General features: G+C 52.1%; 15 protein-coding genes. 4 read left to right on the forward strand and 11 right to left on the reverse strand.

The features are described 5' to 3' along the window. Positions 1 to 19: 19 nt before the first annotated feature. Positions 20 to 310: a hypothetical protein gene (locus tag HB631_RS26975; RefSeq protein WP_255556897.1), complete on the reverse strand. Its 291-nt coding sequence runs from the start codon at positions 308 to 310 to the stop codon at positions 20 to 22. Positions 311 to 460: 150 nt separating this feature from the next. On the opposite strand from HB631_RS26975, the gene HB631_RS09000 reads away from it, so the two are divergent. From HB631_RS09000 to HB631_RS27230, 4 genes are all read left to right on the forward strand, one after another. After that, on the forward strand, positions 461 to 4,693 hold the full coding sequence (locus HB631_RS09000) for a hypothetical protein (RefSeq protein WP_213990805.1): 4,233 nt from the start codon (positions 461 to 463) through the stop codon (positions 4,691 to 4,693). Positions 4,694 to 4,987: 294 nt separating this feature from the next. Then, positions 4,988 to 5,629: a glutathione S-transferase family protein gene (locus HB631_RS09005; protein ID WP_213990806.1), complete on the forward strand. Its 642-nt coding sequence runs from the start codon at positions 4,988 to 4,990 to the stop codon at positions 5,627 to 5,629. 128 nt (positions 5,630 to 5,757) lie between these two features. Continuing rightward, positions 5,758 to 6,030, forward strand: coding sequence for a hypothetical protein (locus HB631_RS09010; protein ID WP_213990807.1), 273 nt, complete (start codon positions 5,758 to 5,760; stop codon positions 6,028 to 6,030). A gap of 379 nt (positions 6,031 to 6,409) precedes the next feature. Continuing rightward, complete coding sequence (locus HB631_RS27230; RefSeq protein ID WP_213990808.1) at positions 6,410 to 6,910, forward strand: RcnB family protein; 501 nt, start codon at positions 6,410 to 6,412, stop codon at positions 6,908 to 6,910. Positions 6,911 to 7,016: 106 nt separating this feature from the next. Here the strand turns inward: HB631_RS27230 and HB631_RS09020 are convergent, their stop codons facing one another. The 10 genes from HB631_RS09020 to hutH all read right to left on the reverse strand — a co-directional run bounded on the left by HB631_RS09020 (position 7,017) and on the right by hutH (position 16,723). Further along, entirely contained in the window at positions 7,017 to 7,358 is a 342-nt protein-coding gene (locus tag HB631_RS09020) for a HigA family addiction module antitoxin (protein WP_213990809.1), read from the reverse strand. A 72-nt stretch (positions 7,359 to 7,430) separates the two neighbouring features. Next, a complete protein-coding gene (locus HB631_RS09025; protein ID WP_213990810.1) occupies positions 7,431 to 7,739 on the reverse strand; it encodes a type II toxin-antitoxin system RelE/ParE family toxin in 309 nt (102 codons plus the stop codon). 144 nt (positions 7,740 to 7,883) lie between these two features. Beyond that, positions 7,884 to 9,575: a hydantoinase B/oxoprolinase family protein gene (locus HB631_RS09030; protein WP_213990811.1), complete on the reverse strand. Its 1,692-nt coding sequence runs from the start codon at positions 9,573 to 9,575 to the stop codon at positions 7,884 to 7,886. Between the two features lie 3 nt (positions 9,576 to 9,578). Beyond that, the gene (locus HB631_RS09035; protein WP_213990812.1) at positions 9,579 to 11,666 is read right to left on the reverse strand and encodes a hydantoinase/oxoprolinase family protein; all 2,088 of its coding nucleotides are present in this window, start codon (positions 11,664 to 11,666) and stop codon (positions 9,579 to 9,581) included. Positions 11,667 to 11,804: 138 nt separating this feature from the next. After that, entirely contained in the window at positions 11,805 to 12,662 is an 858-nt protein-coding gene (locus HB631_RS09040; protein ID WP_213990813.1) for a transporter substrate-binding domain-containing protein, read from the reverse strand. Between the two features lie 46 nt (positions 12,663 to 12,708). Beyond that, positions 12,709 to 13,437: an ABC transporter permease gene (locus HB631_RS09045; RefSeq protein WP_213990814.1), complete on the reverse strand. Its 729-nt coding sequence runs from the start codon at positions 13,435 to 13,437 to the stop codon at positions 12,709 to 12,711. After that, entirely contained in the window at positions 13,437 to 14,156 is a 720-nt protein-coding gene (locus HB631_RS09050) for an ABC transporter permease subunit (RefSeq protein WP_213990815.1), read from the reverse strand. Before HB631_RS09050 ends, HB631_RS09045 begins: the two co-directional genes overlap by 1 nt. A gap of 300 nt (positions 14,157 to 14,456) precedes the next feature. After that, positions 14,457 to 14,744, reverse strand: a complete 288-nt coding sequence (locus HB631_RS09055; RefSeq protein WP_132923503.1) for a HigA family addiction module antitoxin — start codon at positions 14,742 to 14,744, stop codon at positions 14,457 to 14,459. 11 nt (positions 14,745 to 14,755) lie between these two features. Continuing rightward, positions 14,756 to 15,037 (reverse strand): type II toxin-antitoxin system RelE/ParE family toxin, encoded by a 282-nt coding sequence (locus tag HB631_RS09060; protein WP_213990816.1) that lies wholly within the window; start codon positions 15,035 to 15,037, stop codon positions 14,756 to 14,758. A 135-nt stretch (positions 15,038 to 15,172) separates the two neighbouring features. Next, entirely contained in the window at positions 15,173 to 16,723 is a 1,551-nt protein-coding gene (hutH, locus tag HB631_RS09065; protein ID WP_218626969.1) for a histidine ammonia-lyase, read from the reverse strand. Positions 16,724 to 16,752: the final 29 nt, after the last annotated feature.

The following is a 16,752-nucleotide window of genomic DNA, read 5'->3' on the forward strand; positions in this document are numbered from 1 at the left end:
GGAGCGGGGAGCTGTCGTTTTACTTGACGCAAGGCGTCCGGACAGGCTCGCGGCGCTGTGCGAAGCGATTGTGGCCAAGGGTGGAAAGGCGTCCTGACTTGTCACCGACGTCAAGCAACGCGACAATGTCAGCCGGCTCGTTGAACACGCGGTTGAACACAACGGGAAGCTGGACGTTTTGATCAATAATGCGATGATCGCCCCGATTTCCCCCCTCGACTCCCTGAGAGTCGGCGACTGGGAGGAAATGATCGATGTGAATGTAAAGGGCAGGAATTGAGATTACGATCGTTGATTTCGGTGATGCCACTCGCGCTTCTTACGTAAATCGGTGTTCGTACTGGGTCCCTTGGCGTCAACACTAATACTACCTACCTCATCAAAAAACTCTTTTACTGAAAGTAAATTTGGCGAATTTCATGTCATATGCTGCAGATTTTTATCAACAGCAGGAAAATCCATGCCAAATACCATCACAACAACACCATTCTCTTTAGCAGCCGGTCTTTATAAAACCAAGGGCTTTTCAGAACCAGAGGAAAAGGACATCTGGTTTGATGCCATTGACCAGGTTGACATGGACGACACCTGGTTTGATGCGAGGAATGAATTCGCATCTGGGCAAATCTCCGCGGAAAAATATGCGGAATCGCTGGTCCCGTTCACGGAAGACTGTCGCCGTTGTATCCAACAGCTGATCAAAGCACTGGGAGAGTATAAGCAGAGCGAATTGCTTTCTACCGGCCTTGCAAGAATGCTTCCCGGACTCCCCGTCAACATAGTAATGGCGGCTGACAGCTTGTACATAGCCATTACTGAAAGACGAAATATCGACAGCGCCGTGTTGCATTCACTCGGGCTGGCATCATGCTGTCTGCCCGATAACCTGAATATGATTGCCCGGCTGGCCGGTTTTATCCGGGAAACGGTTCTCAACTGGACCGACGCTTCTTATCTGAAGCCGAATGAGTGGAGCCCCACCACAGAGTACCTGTTTACGGCCCTGGCTATAACGGCGATAGCCGCCAGGTACTGGATGACTGATGAAGGCGCTCCGCAGCGTGGATTCCTTCGGTTGCCCGCCTTTATGGCAAACCTTTTGATACGTGCCGACAGTTACTGGCGGGCTCTCGGCAATATGGCCCGGAACGAATCTCCCCCGGAAGAACCCGCACCACGAATACCTGCTTTCGAAGTCGATACCTGCATGGAAACGGTGCGGAAAATCTATGGGGGGACGGGCTGTGACATGATGGCAAGCCTTTCAGAACCTTCAATTACCGCCTTTTCATCGAATTCAACAGCTCATCCTGCCGCCTTTACCAAAGCAACGGTACAAAACCGGGCGGTGATGGCACAGCAGAAAAGTCACGGCATCGCTGACAAAGCACACACTCTGGCGACTGAGAGGCTGAAACAGGCAAGCGGGCTGTCAGACCTGCTGTACTGCGTTACACGCAAAACAGAAACCCGGCAGCGTCAGAGCGAAAGGCTTATCACCAGCACATATTTTAATACGAAATGTGATGCCGCGATGTATCCGGCTCCCCTTGAGAAAGCGCATGCATATCCTTCCGCCGTCAATCCGGTGATAGCGTCGCCAGAAGCTCCTGTGTTCCCGGCAGCAGGCCGGCGCGTAGAAAAGGCGGTTCTGTCTGTGGAGGCTTTCGGTCCTGCGGCAGATCATTACGGCATAGTCAATCTGGCTGCTAATGCATTGCATAAAATCGGGCAGTTTATATACCGCTATGACCCGCTTACGCTAAGAATTCCCCTCACAGATGCATTGCCTGCGGGGGGCCGGCAAAATACCAGAGGATTTGCTGAATTAAATCAGCAATCCACGAGTAATAGAAAACACCGTTTGCATCTTCCTCTCGTCATAAGGCGGGCAAATAAAAGGATTATTCGGCATTTTCATAAAAAAAATCTCCTGAATACAACCTCTGCCAGTAAAGAAACACTGCTTTCCGTCCTCGCGGGATATCTATTTGACACAGAGAAGGGTGGCATCGCGGGACACACAAACGAAGTTAAATTAGTAGCCAGGCAAGTCCTCGCGGCGGCAGGACTGTATGGCGCAAAAAAACACGAAGAACTTTCCACCGATCGGGCGGAGTCAATCATCCGTTATTGGGTGTTCAGTAATATTTTGGGAATGAGTCCGGAAGAATACATCGCAAGGAAAGTGGCGGCCGATGCGCATCCTCTTTATTATACCGTGAGCAGTATCCATCATGCCTTGTCATTGCAGAAAATTCATGAAAGTAAATTACTACATTTACCAAACATACCGAACGAACGGTGGGGCGATTTTAATGCAATGTGGTTTTCCTTCCTTATGAAGGAGATGCCCATCCTTAAATTCGAGGAAAAATCAGTTAGAAGCATGACTCTCAGCGACTACAATTTTGCTTCTCTATATACCGGCTCCCGATTTCTGGAGGACGTCAGTCTGGTGGCCTATACCCGGAAAGAAGCAATAAAAGTCGGAAGAAAAATGTGGAAGTTAGCCGCCAATGACGGAATAACAGAAGATAAAATAGTTTATTTCCACGCTCCGTCACTTTTTTTTACGGCCGCTCATTCACCAGACCGAGTTAATCAAGAACGAAATCTCCGGAATATCAGAGTAGAAGTCATCAACGATTATAGTCAATATAGAAAAATGGTTGAGGAAATGCATCAAGTTATAATCCGAAGATATAATGATTACCAGACCTCACTCAGGGCTTGGCTCAGCAAAGGAAAACTGGCTGATAAAATTATAGACCGGTGCCCCACTGTAGAACTCCCCGTACTGGCTGATTTAGCCGATAGCATCCGCTCTAAGGAGCAGCGCCGTGTCAAGGCAGCGTTGAGCGCAAAACAGTATTATCTGAATGGCATGATAAAACCCTGTGACAGCGCACCGGAGAGTTTAAACGATGAATATCAAAAGCTCACTTCAGAGGTTGCCGACCGCTTTTATGAACTCGATAAGTACTTGGTGCGCTCAGCATTCAGTGGATTGACAAAAGATGAATATAACGTGATTTTCACCCCCGATTCCATTATACGTCCCGTACATTTTAGTATGAGAACAAACAGGCCGGTCCATTCTGCATATGGCGTACCCTTTGATAATAACATTCATGTGGAACTGAAAAATACCGATCTCATATCGGTAAATCACAGGGGTGAAGAAAGAATTTATGCCTTGCAGGGTGTTCATGGTAACCGCACGGAAGGATATAAACTGATTCAGGTTGATCGTGATATCCGCAGGTATATAGAAGAGGGGCTTTTGAATTATGAACAGTTCGGTGGTAATTATAAAATTGTGCATAATAAAGTGATGAGCAATGGTGACAATTTTCATTACTCAATAATCAACGATAGAAGTACCGTCATATGTAATGGCGAGAAGGAAAAACCCCTTATTGAATTTTTTGCTCAAATACATCGTGACAACATTTATAATTATCTATACGAATCAGGCAATGACAAATCAAATATCCAGAAGATATGGAGCCTGGTCAAGAACATGATTCCTTTTTATGATTGCATAGATGGGATAATAGATAACAATCCTATAGAGGCAGTTCCTTCATGCCTTATGGATGCTGTTTCATTTATCCCTGTTTTCGGGCAGGCTGCACGTCTGAGCGGGAAGTTTGGTATGAGGATTGCGAGGGGGCTTCATATGGGAAAAATGGCGTTAAATACGGGCTCCCTTGGGTCAGCGGCTAAAACCGCGCTAAAAGAAATCCGCCTTCCTGCTACCTCTGAACTGGCTTCCCTTGGGAAAGATACACTCAGAAGCATTGATCCCGGATTTGAGCTGATGACCGGGCTCAGCAGGAAATTAGGGAATGAATTAATAAACTTTTTGGCATCCAATAAAAAAACAGCTGGTTTAGCCAGGGGGATTATTTCATCCGGTGTAATTGACAAACTGCCTCTTGCACCATCAGGTGTTTTGAAAATGGCCCTTTTACCCCGTACGAATATAAATGTTCCTATAAAAATAATAGGCTATAACAGAGTACAGGAAATTTATGCACGGATTAATCCTGAGACAGGCGAAGCATTCGGAAAACGCTATTTGTTGGACAATGGCAAGCTCACACTTTTGAGGAAAAAGGTTAACAGCATGAATAATCTGTCTAAATTCCCGGATAATCTTTGTGCTCTTGGCAGATTAAAAAGAAGTCCTGGTAATATCTGTATGGTGAACGCGGGTGAGTGGAGAACGGCCCATGATTCCGTTTCCGTGTTGTCTACTGATGGATTGATGGATTGTTCCGCGCTAGCAGTATTATCTGGCTGGAATGGAAATTTTTATGAATATCGCGCCCTTATTCACATTTATGGCAGCAACGTTTCGTCTGGTTTAGTACATTTTCAGGATGCCAGTGAATTGATCTATAAAATTCGACAGCAACTCATCGGTGATAATGCCAAGATCATTTTAGTTGGGGGAATGAACAGTGAATCTGATATTGGATTGAGTCTATTTATAGGCCAATCTCATTTTTCAGGAACAAGGCCCATACTTGAACTCATCAATATGCCGGACGTTTCGACAGTCATTGCCGGCTCCAGTGGAATTTCAATCAAGCCTAATGGCGCTTTCTCACTCAAGGATGATGATGGCTGCAGAGGGGTTTTGACTGAGGAACAAGCGCGTGCCGTAATGTTTGATGCGTAAGGCATTAATTTAAAGAACTTTTAAACAGTCTGCTAGTGTAAAGCTCCGGCATCATTTTGAATGATGGAACAATACGTAATACCATGTTCACCTGGGAGCTGACGCTCCACCCTGCTTCATGTGCGGTTTGGCGTCAAATCCCTAACTATCCCCGCAGGTACGAAACACGCCGTGCTGATTGACATCGCTAATTACCGATATTAAGACCGCTGAAATCCCATGTGTTATATCATGGGGGATGGAACGATCGTTATCATGAGAATGGAACATTTTTTCGACTAAGGGACAACACTTATGCTGCAAATATGGGGAAGAAAAACATCCTCCAATGTCCAGGCGCTGATGTGGTGTATCGGGGAACTGAGTCTGGACTATCAGCGTTACGACATAGGCCACAAGTACGGCGGTAATGATACTCCGGCGTTTTTATCCATGAATCCTAACGGTACCGTTCCCGTGCTTAAGGATAATGACGGTCCGGCGTTATGGGAAACCGGCGCCATACTTCGATATCTGGCTTCACGCTATGGCGATGCGACCTTTTGGCCGCGGGATTTGAACGCGAGAACGCAGGTGGATATGTGGGCGGAGTGGTCAAAAATGAATGTGGCGCTAAGTTTCACCGCCCCGATATTCTGGCGGGTGGTGCGTACTGCCCCTAAAGACCAGGACAAACAAGCGATCGCCGGGGCCGTCCATAGGCTGACCTCAATCTTTGCTATCGCCGAAAAGCAGTTATCCTCTCGCCCCTATTTAGCCGGTGAATATTTTACCCTGGCCGACATTCAGTTCGGCCACCTCCTTTACCGCTATTTTGACATCGATATCACCCGCCCGAAGCTGCCTGTGCTGCAAGATTATTATCGACGATTGAGCCGCCGGCCGGCCTATAAAGAACATGTCATGGTCCCTTATGATGAATTAAGGGTTAAGTGACTAATCCTGCGAAGTATTGTTTGGCTGAAAGATACAAGGAAAATACAAATATCCTTGACACTCTCTTCAGGTAAAGTCCATTATCCGGCTTTCCAAAGGAGGCTATAGTGAGTTTTTAAGGAGAGAGTATGGATCGAGTCAACAAAACGCTTTTACGTTGGAGCGCTATAACATTTATTTCTGCCTGCTATCTCCTGGCTCATCTTTGGTTAGACTTTATGTATTATATGACAAAAAAAGATCTGGAAGAGCAAATTCACGGGGAATCAGCGCCCTCGGCGTCCTGTATTGAAGCTTTGGGAATCCTGGCAAAACAACATGACTATGGGATGGACGTGGGATTTTATGGTTTTTTCATAGGCATACCGCTGATACTGTTACTATTCAAAAATGTAAGGTGACTCCACTAACTCCCCAAGGACTACCCGAGAAAATTTTTTCCCCTTAGGTGTAGCATCAAAGGCATCGGCCAACCGAAAGGCGATAAGAGTAGTGCGTTGACGGGTGGTTTTCTTCTTATACCGACCTCTATTATCTATTGCCAAATCAGCACAGTTTTCTGATAATTACCTAGATCATGCTTTTTTACAAAAAATACATCCATTCGACCACAAATTTCTTTATCTTCTACACCGTACTTTAGCGTGTCTGGTCGGATCTATGGGCCAATAAAGCACAGTTAAAGGACGTATCGAAATAGAAAGTGATGACATAACCTTTTGATTTGTGTCAATTTAAATATCTACCTACCGGGATAGACGGTTGAAATTCGGAGAAGTTATGGGTCAGTCGAAGGTCGTGTTATTGTCTTCAGTTCTTTTTATCGGGGCGCTGCCCTTCGTTTCTTCCGCCCATGCTGAAGATGGACAGGGCGTCGGCGTACCAACGCCGCCTAGCATTTCGTCACAAACACCGCCTACCGGTTCAACACAAAATCCACCTACTGATTCGTCACAAACTCCACCTGCCGGTTCAACACAAAATCCGCCCGCCGATTCGACGCAAAATCCGCCCGCAGGTTCAACACAGAACCCGCCTGCCGTCCATTCCTATGAGATTCAGTCGTTCTATCTTGATTCCAAGCAATACAAGTTAGGCGATATCGTGCCCGACCTGTATCGCACCAAGCCTTATGAGATAGTGCAATGGAATATCAGAAACCTTCCGGCGCCGGAAGAGGGCAGTCATTGGACCTATATGGGTGGGAATTATGTTCTTATCACCAACGATGACGGCAAGATATTAAAAGCCGAGACTGGTGATATCTTCTTCCAGATGTGATGGGATAAAAACGGGAATCTAACTAAGAGTTGATTTCCGTTTTAGTTATTAGAGAATTTAAAAGCAGCCAAACGCAATGGGATTTTATCGCGGCCAAAGAGGAGAACTATGCTATTCCGTGTTGTTTGATACCCTTATGAGCCACAAAAAACTCTAATGTCGTAACACGGCTTAATCCTTCTTGCGTATGTGCATCATTTTGCACTTCCCATATATCCACATTTGTCTGCAAATTCAGCCAGAAATCTACGGTAGTGTCAAAGACAGCCGCCAGCCGGAATGCCATATCCGTAGTAAGTTTGCGATTATTATTAACAAGAGCACTGACCGTGTTTCGATGTACATTTAGCATGTCAGCCAAATCGTTGATTTTAAGACCTAACGGCTCTAAATATTCATATTGTAAAACATCGCCTACAGATGTGGGTTTGCGAGTTGCTTGTTTCATACGCCAGCCTCGGTTACACGTTCAAAAATCATTGTTGACCAGTCATTCCAGACCAGCCTGTTAATTATTATTTTATAATGAATATGAGTGCGGATCTAAGTATAGGTCAACAGCCTTGCTATCCATCCATTTAAAAATCAACCGATATTGAATGTTAACCCTTATTGAACAATAAGCTTCCAAGGGGGAATTCAATGTTTCGTAACGATTCCCAGGCGGCGATCGCAAATCTTTATATGACACCGCCGCATTGATAATATCGAGTTTTCGAGCCAATGCTGCCTCTATATTTGAGGGGATTTTTTTATGCTTTTTATTGTAAAGAAAAAATTCCTCAAGCCACTGATCCCGAAAGCTTTCGATCTTGTTGAGCATCTGCATCCCCGCTGCCCAGAAGCATACTAAGGAGGGATCATACCGCACTCATGCACTGTGCGCAAGTGCATTTAGCATCCTCAGGATCATCATCTATACGATCAGCCTGAAGCAACAGAGGGGACTCGGCTGAGTCCCCCGGCCCTCTTCTCAAATATCTTGAATCTCGTCCATCTTCATCCCATAAATATCCAGAGCGGCACTCAGCGATATCCGGTCTTCCTTAAGATCACGCAACACCAGGGCGCGATCGCGTTGTTTCGGATCGCCGAAACCACCACCGCCGGCGGCAATCATATCCACGCTTTCACCCGGTTGCAGCACGCCGGCGCGGCGGTGCAGCGGCGGAGCGCCTTCCGGCAGGTCGACGCGGGCCGGTAATCCCGACAAGCCGCCCGAAAGGCCGAAGGGTGCAATCAGACTGTTGGTGCCGCCGGCGGAGATGGTGGCGACATGGTCGAGCACCCTGACCCGCCGGCGCATGGTCATGCCGCCGCGAAACTGGCCGGGGCCGCCGGAATCACGCACCAGTTCGTAACGTTCAATCAGGATCGGATGCTCGCTTTCCAGCGCTTCAATGGGCAGGTTGGCGGTATTGGTGATATTCACCTGCACGCCGTCCAGACCGTCTTTGCCGGCGCGGGCGCCCATGCCGCCGCCCTGCATTTCATTGTAAACATAGAAACGTCCGGTGCGGGGATGCATGCCGCTGGTGGTCAGCAGCGTACCGCCGGTGGAACCGGCGGCCACGCGTTCGGGAATCACCGGCGCCAGCGCGGCGAAAATCATATCCACCAGTCGCTGCGCGATATCCGTCCGGCTGTATACGGCGGCGGGCGGCAGGGAATTCAGCACGCTGCCCTCGGCGGCGTTTACGTGAATCGGACGATAAAAGCCTTCATTCACGGCGATATCGGGATCGATAAGGGCTTTAACGGCAAAATAAATGGTGGCCAGCAACGCGGTGTAGACCATGTTGATGGGGGCGGGCATCTGCGGCGGCGCGTCGGGAAACTCAAAGAAGATCTCGTCGCCGCGCACGGCTACCCGTACCTGCAGGTCGAGAATGCCGTCGATAAGGTTGGTGTCGAAATCATGGCGGAATTCATACACGCCGTCGGGGATTTTGGCTATGCCTGCTCGGGTCCGCCGTTCCGTGGACAGTAAAAATTCCCGCGCGGCGTTGGCCATCAGTTCCGAGCCATACTTGTCGCACAGGCTCTGGACCCGTTGCACGCCCAGTCGGTTGGCGGCCATCTGCGCGCGCAAATCGTTAATCCGTTCTCTCGGCACCTGGCAGTTCAGCAAAATCAGGGCCTGGATATCCTGTTGCAATACTCCGGCGCGATAGAGACGCACCGGCGGGATGCGCAGACCTTCCTGGAAGATATGTTTGTGGCTGCGATCAACGAAATCGGAATGGTGGGCCAGGTTCGCCACCCAGGCCACCAGCTTCCCCTTGTGAAATACAGGTTCCATTAACACGAAATCGTTTAGATGCGTGCCGCCGCCGGTATAGGCGTCGTTACCGATAAAAGCATCCCCCGGACGCAGATCCGAGAGATCGTTATGATCGAGCACGTATTTGGCGATACCCAGCAGTGAGCCGAGGTGGATGGGAATATGTTCCGCCAGCGCAATAGTGCGGCCTTCCGGGTCGAAAACCGCGGTGGAGCAGTCCTGGCGTTCCTTGATATTGGTGGAATAGGCGGAACGGATAACCGATTTCCCCATTTCCTCAGCAATGGTGGACAAGGCGCTGGCGATCACCGCCACGGTAATGGGATCGCATGTTCTTTGATACGCTGCCTGCGCCGGTAATGAGACGTTGCTATCGGACATGGCCTAGGCTTCCTCAATAATAATATTCAAATAACTATCGATCGTGGCGTTCTGGCCCGGCAGGATAAGCGTCGTGGAGTCCATCTGCTCGATAATGGCCGGTCCGGAGAGGCAATGGCCTGGCCCCAGGCGCTCGCGATCGTATACCGGACAAAGGGTAAAACCGCCCATTTCCGGTAACCACACCTGCCGCTCCCCTTGCAACGCCGCCGACACGGGGGTGGCGACGTTATCCAGCGGCTTAAGATCCGCTTTAGGCACCCGGCCTATGACCTCCAGGCGGAGGGTGGTGAGATGGATGGGTTCCCCTTCAGCAATGTAGCCGTACATTTGCTGATGATAGGCCGCAAACTCTTTCTTCAGCGCCTCCACGGCGGCGGCGTCAATCACTTTGGCGGGACAGGGAATATTCAGCTCATAGCCTTGTCCGCCGTAACGGAGATCCACGGAACGCATCATGACGCGATTTTCCGGGGCAATCTTCTCATGGGTAAACCACGCGCCGGCCCGTTGCTCCAGGTCAGTGAACGCCGCTTCCATCGCACCGGTGCTGCTCTCTTCCAGGTGCATCAGCCTGGAGGTGGAAAAGTTGGTACGTAAGTCGGTGAGCAGCAGACCGATGGCGCACATAATGCCCGGGTGTTTAGGGATCACCACACGGGGCATATCCAGCGCGCGCGCAAGCCTGGAGGCATGGATCGGGCCTGCGCCGCCAAAGCCGAACAGGGTATAATCCCTGGGATCGTAGCCTCGCTCCACCGATATCACCCGGATGGCTTTGGCCATATTGCTGACGACAACGCTGATAATACCCTGCGCCACCGACATGACATCCATGTTGATGCGCTCGCCGAGCCGCTTTATGGCTTTTTTCGCCTTGGCTTGATCAATGGGCAGACGTCCGTTTAACAGATGGGTCGGATTGAGCACCTGCAACACCACATTGGCGTCGGTGACGGTGGGGTTATCCTCGTTGCCCAGACCGTAGCAAATAGGTCCCGGATCGGCGGCGGCGCTCTGCGGCCCGACCTGCAACAGGCCGCCGGCGTCTATGGAGGCGATGGATCCGCCGCCGGCGCCCACGGCGTGAATATCCAGCATCGGCAATTTCAGCGGGTAGCCGTGCACTACCGATTCGTTCGCCATTTGCGGCCGGCCGTCGGAAATCAGCGAGACATCCGTTGAGGTGCCGCCCATATCGAAGGTAATAATATTATCAAAACCCGATAGCGTGCCGATGGTGGTGGCGCCCATCACCCCCGCCGCCGGTCCGGAAAGGACGGTACGCGCCGGGAATTGCTGCGCCGTATCGGCGGAGATCACGCCGCCGTTGGACTGCGTGAGGTGCGGGTGGGCCGCGATGCCGATGGCCTCCAGACGGGGCTGAAGCCGCTGCAGATAGCGCTGCATGATGGGGCCGAGATAAGCGTTCACTACCGTGGTGGAAAAGCGCTCGTACTCGCGAAACTCCGGGTTCACCTCATGGGAGACGCTGATAAAAGCACCGGGAATCTCCTCCGCCAGGATCGCCTTGATACGCTGTTCATGGCGGGGTTCAAGATAGCTGAACAGACAACACACCGCGATGGCGCGGATACCCTCGCCGCCCAGCCTGCGGGCCGCCGAACGGACTTCCTCCTCGTCCAGGGGGATCATGATGCTGCCGTCGAACAGCACCCGCTCATTCACTTCCAGCCGCTGATTGCGCAGGGCCAGGATGCGCGGTTTTTCGGTTTGCACATCATAAAGGCCGTCACGCTTTTGCCGTCTTAATTCAATAATATCGCGAAAACCCGCCGTGGTAATCATGCCGGTTGCCGCCCCGCTGCCGACGATCAGGGCATTGGTGGCGACGGTGGTGCCGTGTCCGAGATAAGTCACATTGACGGACTCACCGGGCTCCAGCCCTAAGGACGCGATGCCCTGCGCAATGCCGTCGGCGATGCCGATGGAGGGATCCGCCGGCGTACTGCTCACTTTCCAAACGTGAATGGAACCATCGGCCACATCATAGATACAGATGTCCGTAAAGGTACCGCCGGAATCGACGCCGATTCTGACATGACGCTGCGCTACGGCAGTGGAGGCCATAGTCATTCTCTCCGTTAAAAAATCCTGACATCGAATGGGCTGTAGCGTCCCGGGTGCATCACGCGGTATCTACAGACCGTTATGTAATGGCATGGCGCCCGGTGGGACGACATGCGGGGCAAAGCGCCGGACAAGCCGTTAAAGCGGCGTCACATCCATGCCGAAAGTCGCTTCGGACAGTTTTTTAATGGTGCCGTCGGCCTGGGCCTCTTTGATGGCTTTATCGAACATGGCTTTTAGTTCGGTGTCATCTTTACGCAAGCCGACCCCGGAGCCTTCCCCCACGACGCCGCCCTGGAAGCAGGGACCGGAAAGGGCGATATTCTGGCTGCCCTGTTTTTTAATCACCCCCAGCATGGCGTCTTTCGAGCCGACAATCACATCCACCCGATCCGAGACCAAATCAAGATCCCGCGCTTCGGGGGTTTTATACTGGCGAACCTGCACCGCATCTTTCAGGTAAGTATTGACGAAGGTGACGGAGGTGCCGGCGGATAGCGTTCCGATGGTTTTACCTTTAAGGGCGGCAATGACTCTCTTCATGGCATCGGACGACGCGGCGTTGTCATCCAGGGAAATCACCTTGTCTTCCGGCGGCAGAGATTTGGCGATATCGCTGTTCTTGCCGGTGGCGAAGGTATAGCACAGGGAAGCGTAAGGCACGGAGAACGCGATGGCTTCTTTACGCTTAGGCGTAATGGCCACGTCATCGATAATGGCATCGAATTTTCCGGCGTTCAGGGCCGGGATCATGCTATCGAACGCCTGGGCGGTAATGGTGCAGCTCACTCCCATGCGTTTGCAAAGATTATTGGCCAGATCAATTTCAAAGCCACCCAGGCTGCCGTCCGGCTTGGTGTAATTCCACGGGAAGAAGCCGCCTTCCGTGACGATTTTTACATTGGTCCATTTCTTGGCGTCGGCATGGGCGCCGATACATCCCATAAGCGTAATGGCGGTAGCGCAAGCGACCCGGGTAGCAACAGACATCTTCATGTAACTTTTCCTATATGGTTGAATGTTGGCACTGCAAAAGGGAAGTCTAGTTGTGGTCGTACGGAGACTCCTTCAGAATGATATTCACCGGAGGCGGACGCAGATGGGGTGTTAGCCCGTGTTCAATGGCCTGGATAATGCGGGTCAGGATAAAATTGATCAGCAGATAGATAGCCCCGGCGGCGATAAACACCGGGATGGGCCGGTAAGTTTCCGAGGCAATATCGGTGGCGATGCCGGTAATTTCCATTAATGTCACCAGCGATACCAGCGAGGTGGCTTTTATCATGGCAATCACTTCGTTGCTGAACGCGGGCAGGGCCTGGCGAACGGCAATCGGCAGAATAATGCGCCGGTACAACAACAGACCGGACATGCCGCAGGCCCTGGCGGCCTCGATTTCATTTCGGGGCACGGACAGCAGGCCGCCGCGAATGATCTCGGCGGCATATCCCGAGCTGTTGATCAGCAACGCCACCAGCGCGCAATAATAGGGTTCGCGCAGGAACGGCCAAAACATGCTGTGGCGAATGGCCGGAAACTGGCCGGGGCCATAATAAATCAGGAACAGCAATACCAGCAGCGGCGTGCTGCGTATCACCTGAACATAAATCCAGCCGAACGCGGCCACCAACCGATTACCAGACAGGCGGGCAAAGGCAATCAACAACCCCAGCAATGCCCCGCACAGCAGCGAGATGGTGGCCAGCTGCAACGTCAGCGGAACGCCGGCCAGCATGCGCCGCAGACAATCGACAATAAAAGAGAGATCCATTATGTCCTCCTGGTGCCGCGTGAATAGTGGCGTTCAGACAGGTGGACCAGCACACCGGAAAGGGACGCAAGGATGATATACAGCGCGGCGGCCGCCAGAAAGAAGTTGAACGGCAAGCGTGTGGAACCGGACGCCACCTGGGCCTGTCGCATCAGCTCCGCCACCCCGGTGACCGACAATAAAGAGGATTCCTTCAGCAGCCCCAGCCAGACATTACTGATTCCGGGCAGGGCGTGACGCAGGGTCAAGGGGGTGATTATCCGGCGAAACCGCAGGAAAAACCCCATGCCGAACGCCCTGGCCGCCTCCAATTCACCCTTGGATACCGCCTGAAAAGCGCCGCGCAACACTTCGGTACTCAAGGCACCGGCGATGACGGCGATGGCGATGGTGCCCGCAATGAAACCCGGCAAGGCGAAAAAACCCTTGCTGCCGAAGTAACCGGCGATGGCGGTAAGGATGGAGCTGCTGCCGAAATAAAACAGGTAAATCACCAGAAGATCGGGCACCCCCCGCAGCAGAGTGGTATAGGCATCGGCTAAAAATCGGATGGTTTTGCCACCGGAAATTTTGGCCCAGGCCCCGCAAATACCGATGAGCAGTCCGAGCACCAGGCCGCTTACGGCCGCCGCCAGGGTGACCGCTACGCCGGAGAGCAGGATGGCGCCCCAGCCGTTCGCGCTAAAGCCCACCAGCGTAAAAAAACTCTCGTTATTCACTCACCGTCTCCAGCCGTACAAATCTCAACCACTTAAATCAATCTAAAGTATGTGAATAATAAATGCAATAAAAAATTAATAAGAAAAAAGCTATTCATTCCCTGTCAGGAAGGCATTACCGAAGGGGTATGGCAAAGGAAAATCCGGGGAGAAATTGAGGTGAATTAACGCACATCGTCATCCGCTGAGCTTATCCGGCAGACCGCCGCGACGATGACACGGAGTGTGAATGGCCGTACGTTGCCTAGAGGCGATAAAGCTGGATAAAAGATCACGCCGGTTGTTTTCCGGCGTGGTCATTTAGGCGTGAACGTGCGGTCTATGCAGCGGTTCGATAACGGGACGCGGCCTCTGTGCAGCCTGCCAGAGTTCATATTCAGACTGCATATCCACCCACATTTCCGCACTGGTGCCAAGCAGACTGGATAAACGCAGCGCCATGTCAGCAGTAATCGCCGCATGTGCATTCAGGATACGGGACAGTTGCGTGCGCGTTATCTTTAGCGACGCCGCGGCGTCGGTCACGCTAACCCCTTCCAGGTAATCACGCAAAACCTCACCGGGGTGAGGCGGATTAAACATACGCATAATTGCCTCCATTAATGATAGTCACGATAATCGACAAGAACGGCGTCGCCATCAGCATCAAAACGAAACGTCATACGCCAGTTACCGTTAACCGACACAGACCAAACGCCAACCTCGTTCCCTTTCAAGGGATGGAGATCCCATCCCGGAGCGCCCATATCACAAGGCTTTTTAGCCTTGCTTAAGGCAAACAGCTGCCTGCGTAATCGCGAAGTGTGAGCAGTTTGAATGCCGGCGGCAGATCCCGTTTTATAAAACTTTTCCAATCCTTTGTGCTTGAAACTTTTAATCATCTGCGAGCGCACCCTATCCGTATAGCATAACTATACGGAATGATTGGGCGCTGCACAAGTCAACAAACATCAAACAAATACAACCGGCGCCAAAATGCAGCCTTTGGTATCTTACGGCCTGGACACAGATTGATATCAAGCCGACGCGCCGTTGCCGGACAGCCGGGGCATAAACTCGGCGGACACGGCGGCATGCAGGGCGCCGGTTAATACCAGCTGCCGGGCTTTTTCCAGATCGTCGGCCATATACCGGTCCACTTCAAGGGAAGGGACAACGGCGCGCACGGCCTCTACGGCGCGGCTCAGCTCAGGACTGGTGGCCACCGGGGCGCGTAGCTCAATACCCTGGGCGGCGGCCATGGCTTCAATGCCGATGATGCCGAACAGATTATCCGTCATCTGCAACAGGCGGCGCGCCCCATGGCAGGCCATGGAAACATGGTCTTCCTGATTGGCGGAGGTGGGGGTGGAATCCACCGACGCCGGATGGGACATCTGTTTGTTTTCCGACATCAGCGCGGCGGAGGTCACTTCGGCTATCATCATGCCGGAATTCAGGCCGGGATTTTTAGCCAGAAACGCGGGCAGACCATAAGACAGCGACGGATCCACCAACAATGCAATGCGCCGCTGGGCGATAGCGCCAATTTCGCACACCGCGATAGCGGTTTGATCGGCGGCGAAGGCCACCGGCTCGGCATGGAAGTTGCCGCCGGAAATCACCGTACCATCCGACAGAATCAGCGGATTATCGGTCACCGCATTGGCCTCGGTTTCCAGGGTATGGGCGACGGAGCGCAAAAGATCGAGACAGGCGCCTGCCACCTGCGGCTGGCAGCGGATACAATAGGGATCCTGCACCCGTTCGTCATTTACCGCATGACTGGCGAGGATAGCGGAATCCTTCAACAGTGCCCGCAGAGCCGCCGCCGCGTCAATCTGACCGCGATGGCCGCGCAGCGTATGGATGTCCGGATGGAAAGGCGCAGCGGATCCCATGGCCGCCTCGGTGGACATGGCGCCGGTAATCAGCGAGGCCTGGGCGGCGCGATAGGCCCGGAACAACCCTGCCAACGCCAGCGCCGTGGAAGCCTGGGTACCGTTAATCAGCGCCAGTCCTTCTTTTGCCGCCAGGATGATCGGCGACAGACCGGCCTGCGCCAGCGCGTCGGCGCCGTTCATTCTTTCCCCGCCGAAAAAGGCTTCCCCCTCTCCCAGCATCACGGCGGCCATATGCGCCAGCGGCGCCAAATCGCCGGAAGCCCCTACCGAGCCTTTTTCAGGAATAACCGGGATCACCCCTTTGGACAGCATGTCTTCGATCAATCGCACCAGCTCAAGCCGGACGCCGGACGCGCCGCGACCCAGCGAAATCAGTTTCAACGACATAATCAGCCGCACGATATTCTCAGGCAGCGGCGCACCCATGCCGCAACAGTGGGACAGAATAAGATTACGCTGAAGCGTAACCACATCCTTCCCGTTAATTTTTATCGAGGCGAGTTTGCCAAAGCCGGTATTAACACCATAAACAGCCGCACTCCCCTGGGCTATTTCAGCGATACGATCGGCACCCGATGTAATGGCGTTATCAAAGCCGCGATCCAGGCATGCTATTTCACCTGTCCAATAAATGGACTCGAGCATGGCAAGAGTCACGTTACCGGGTTTTAATATAATGCCCATAATAGTCTCACAATCACTTGTTCAGATAA

The sequence above is a fragment of the Sodalis sp. dw_96 genome (assembly GCF_018449575.1).
Lineage (GTDB): Bacteria > Pseudomonadota > Gammaproteobacteria > Enterobacterales > Enterobacteriaceae > Acerihabitans.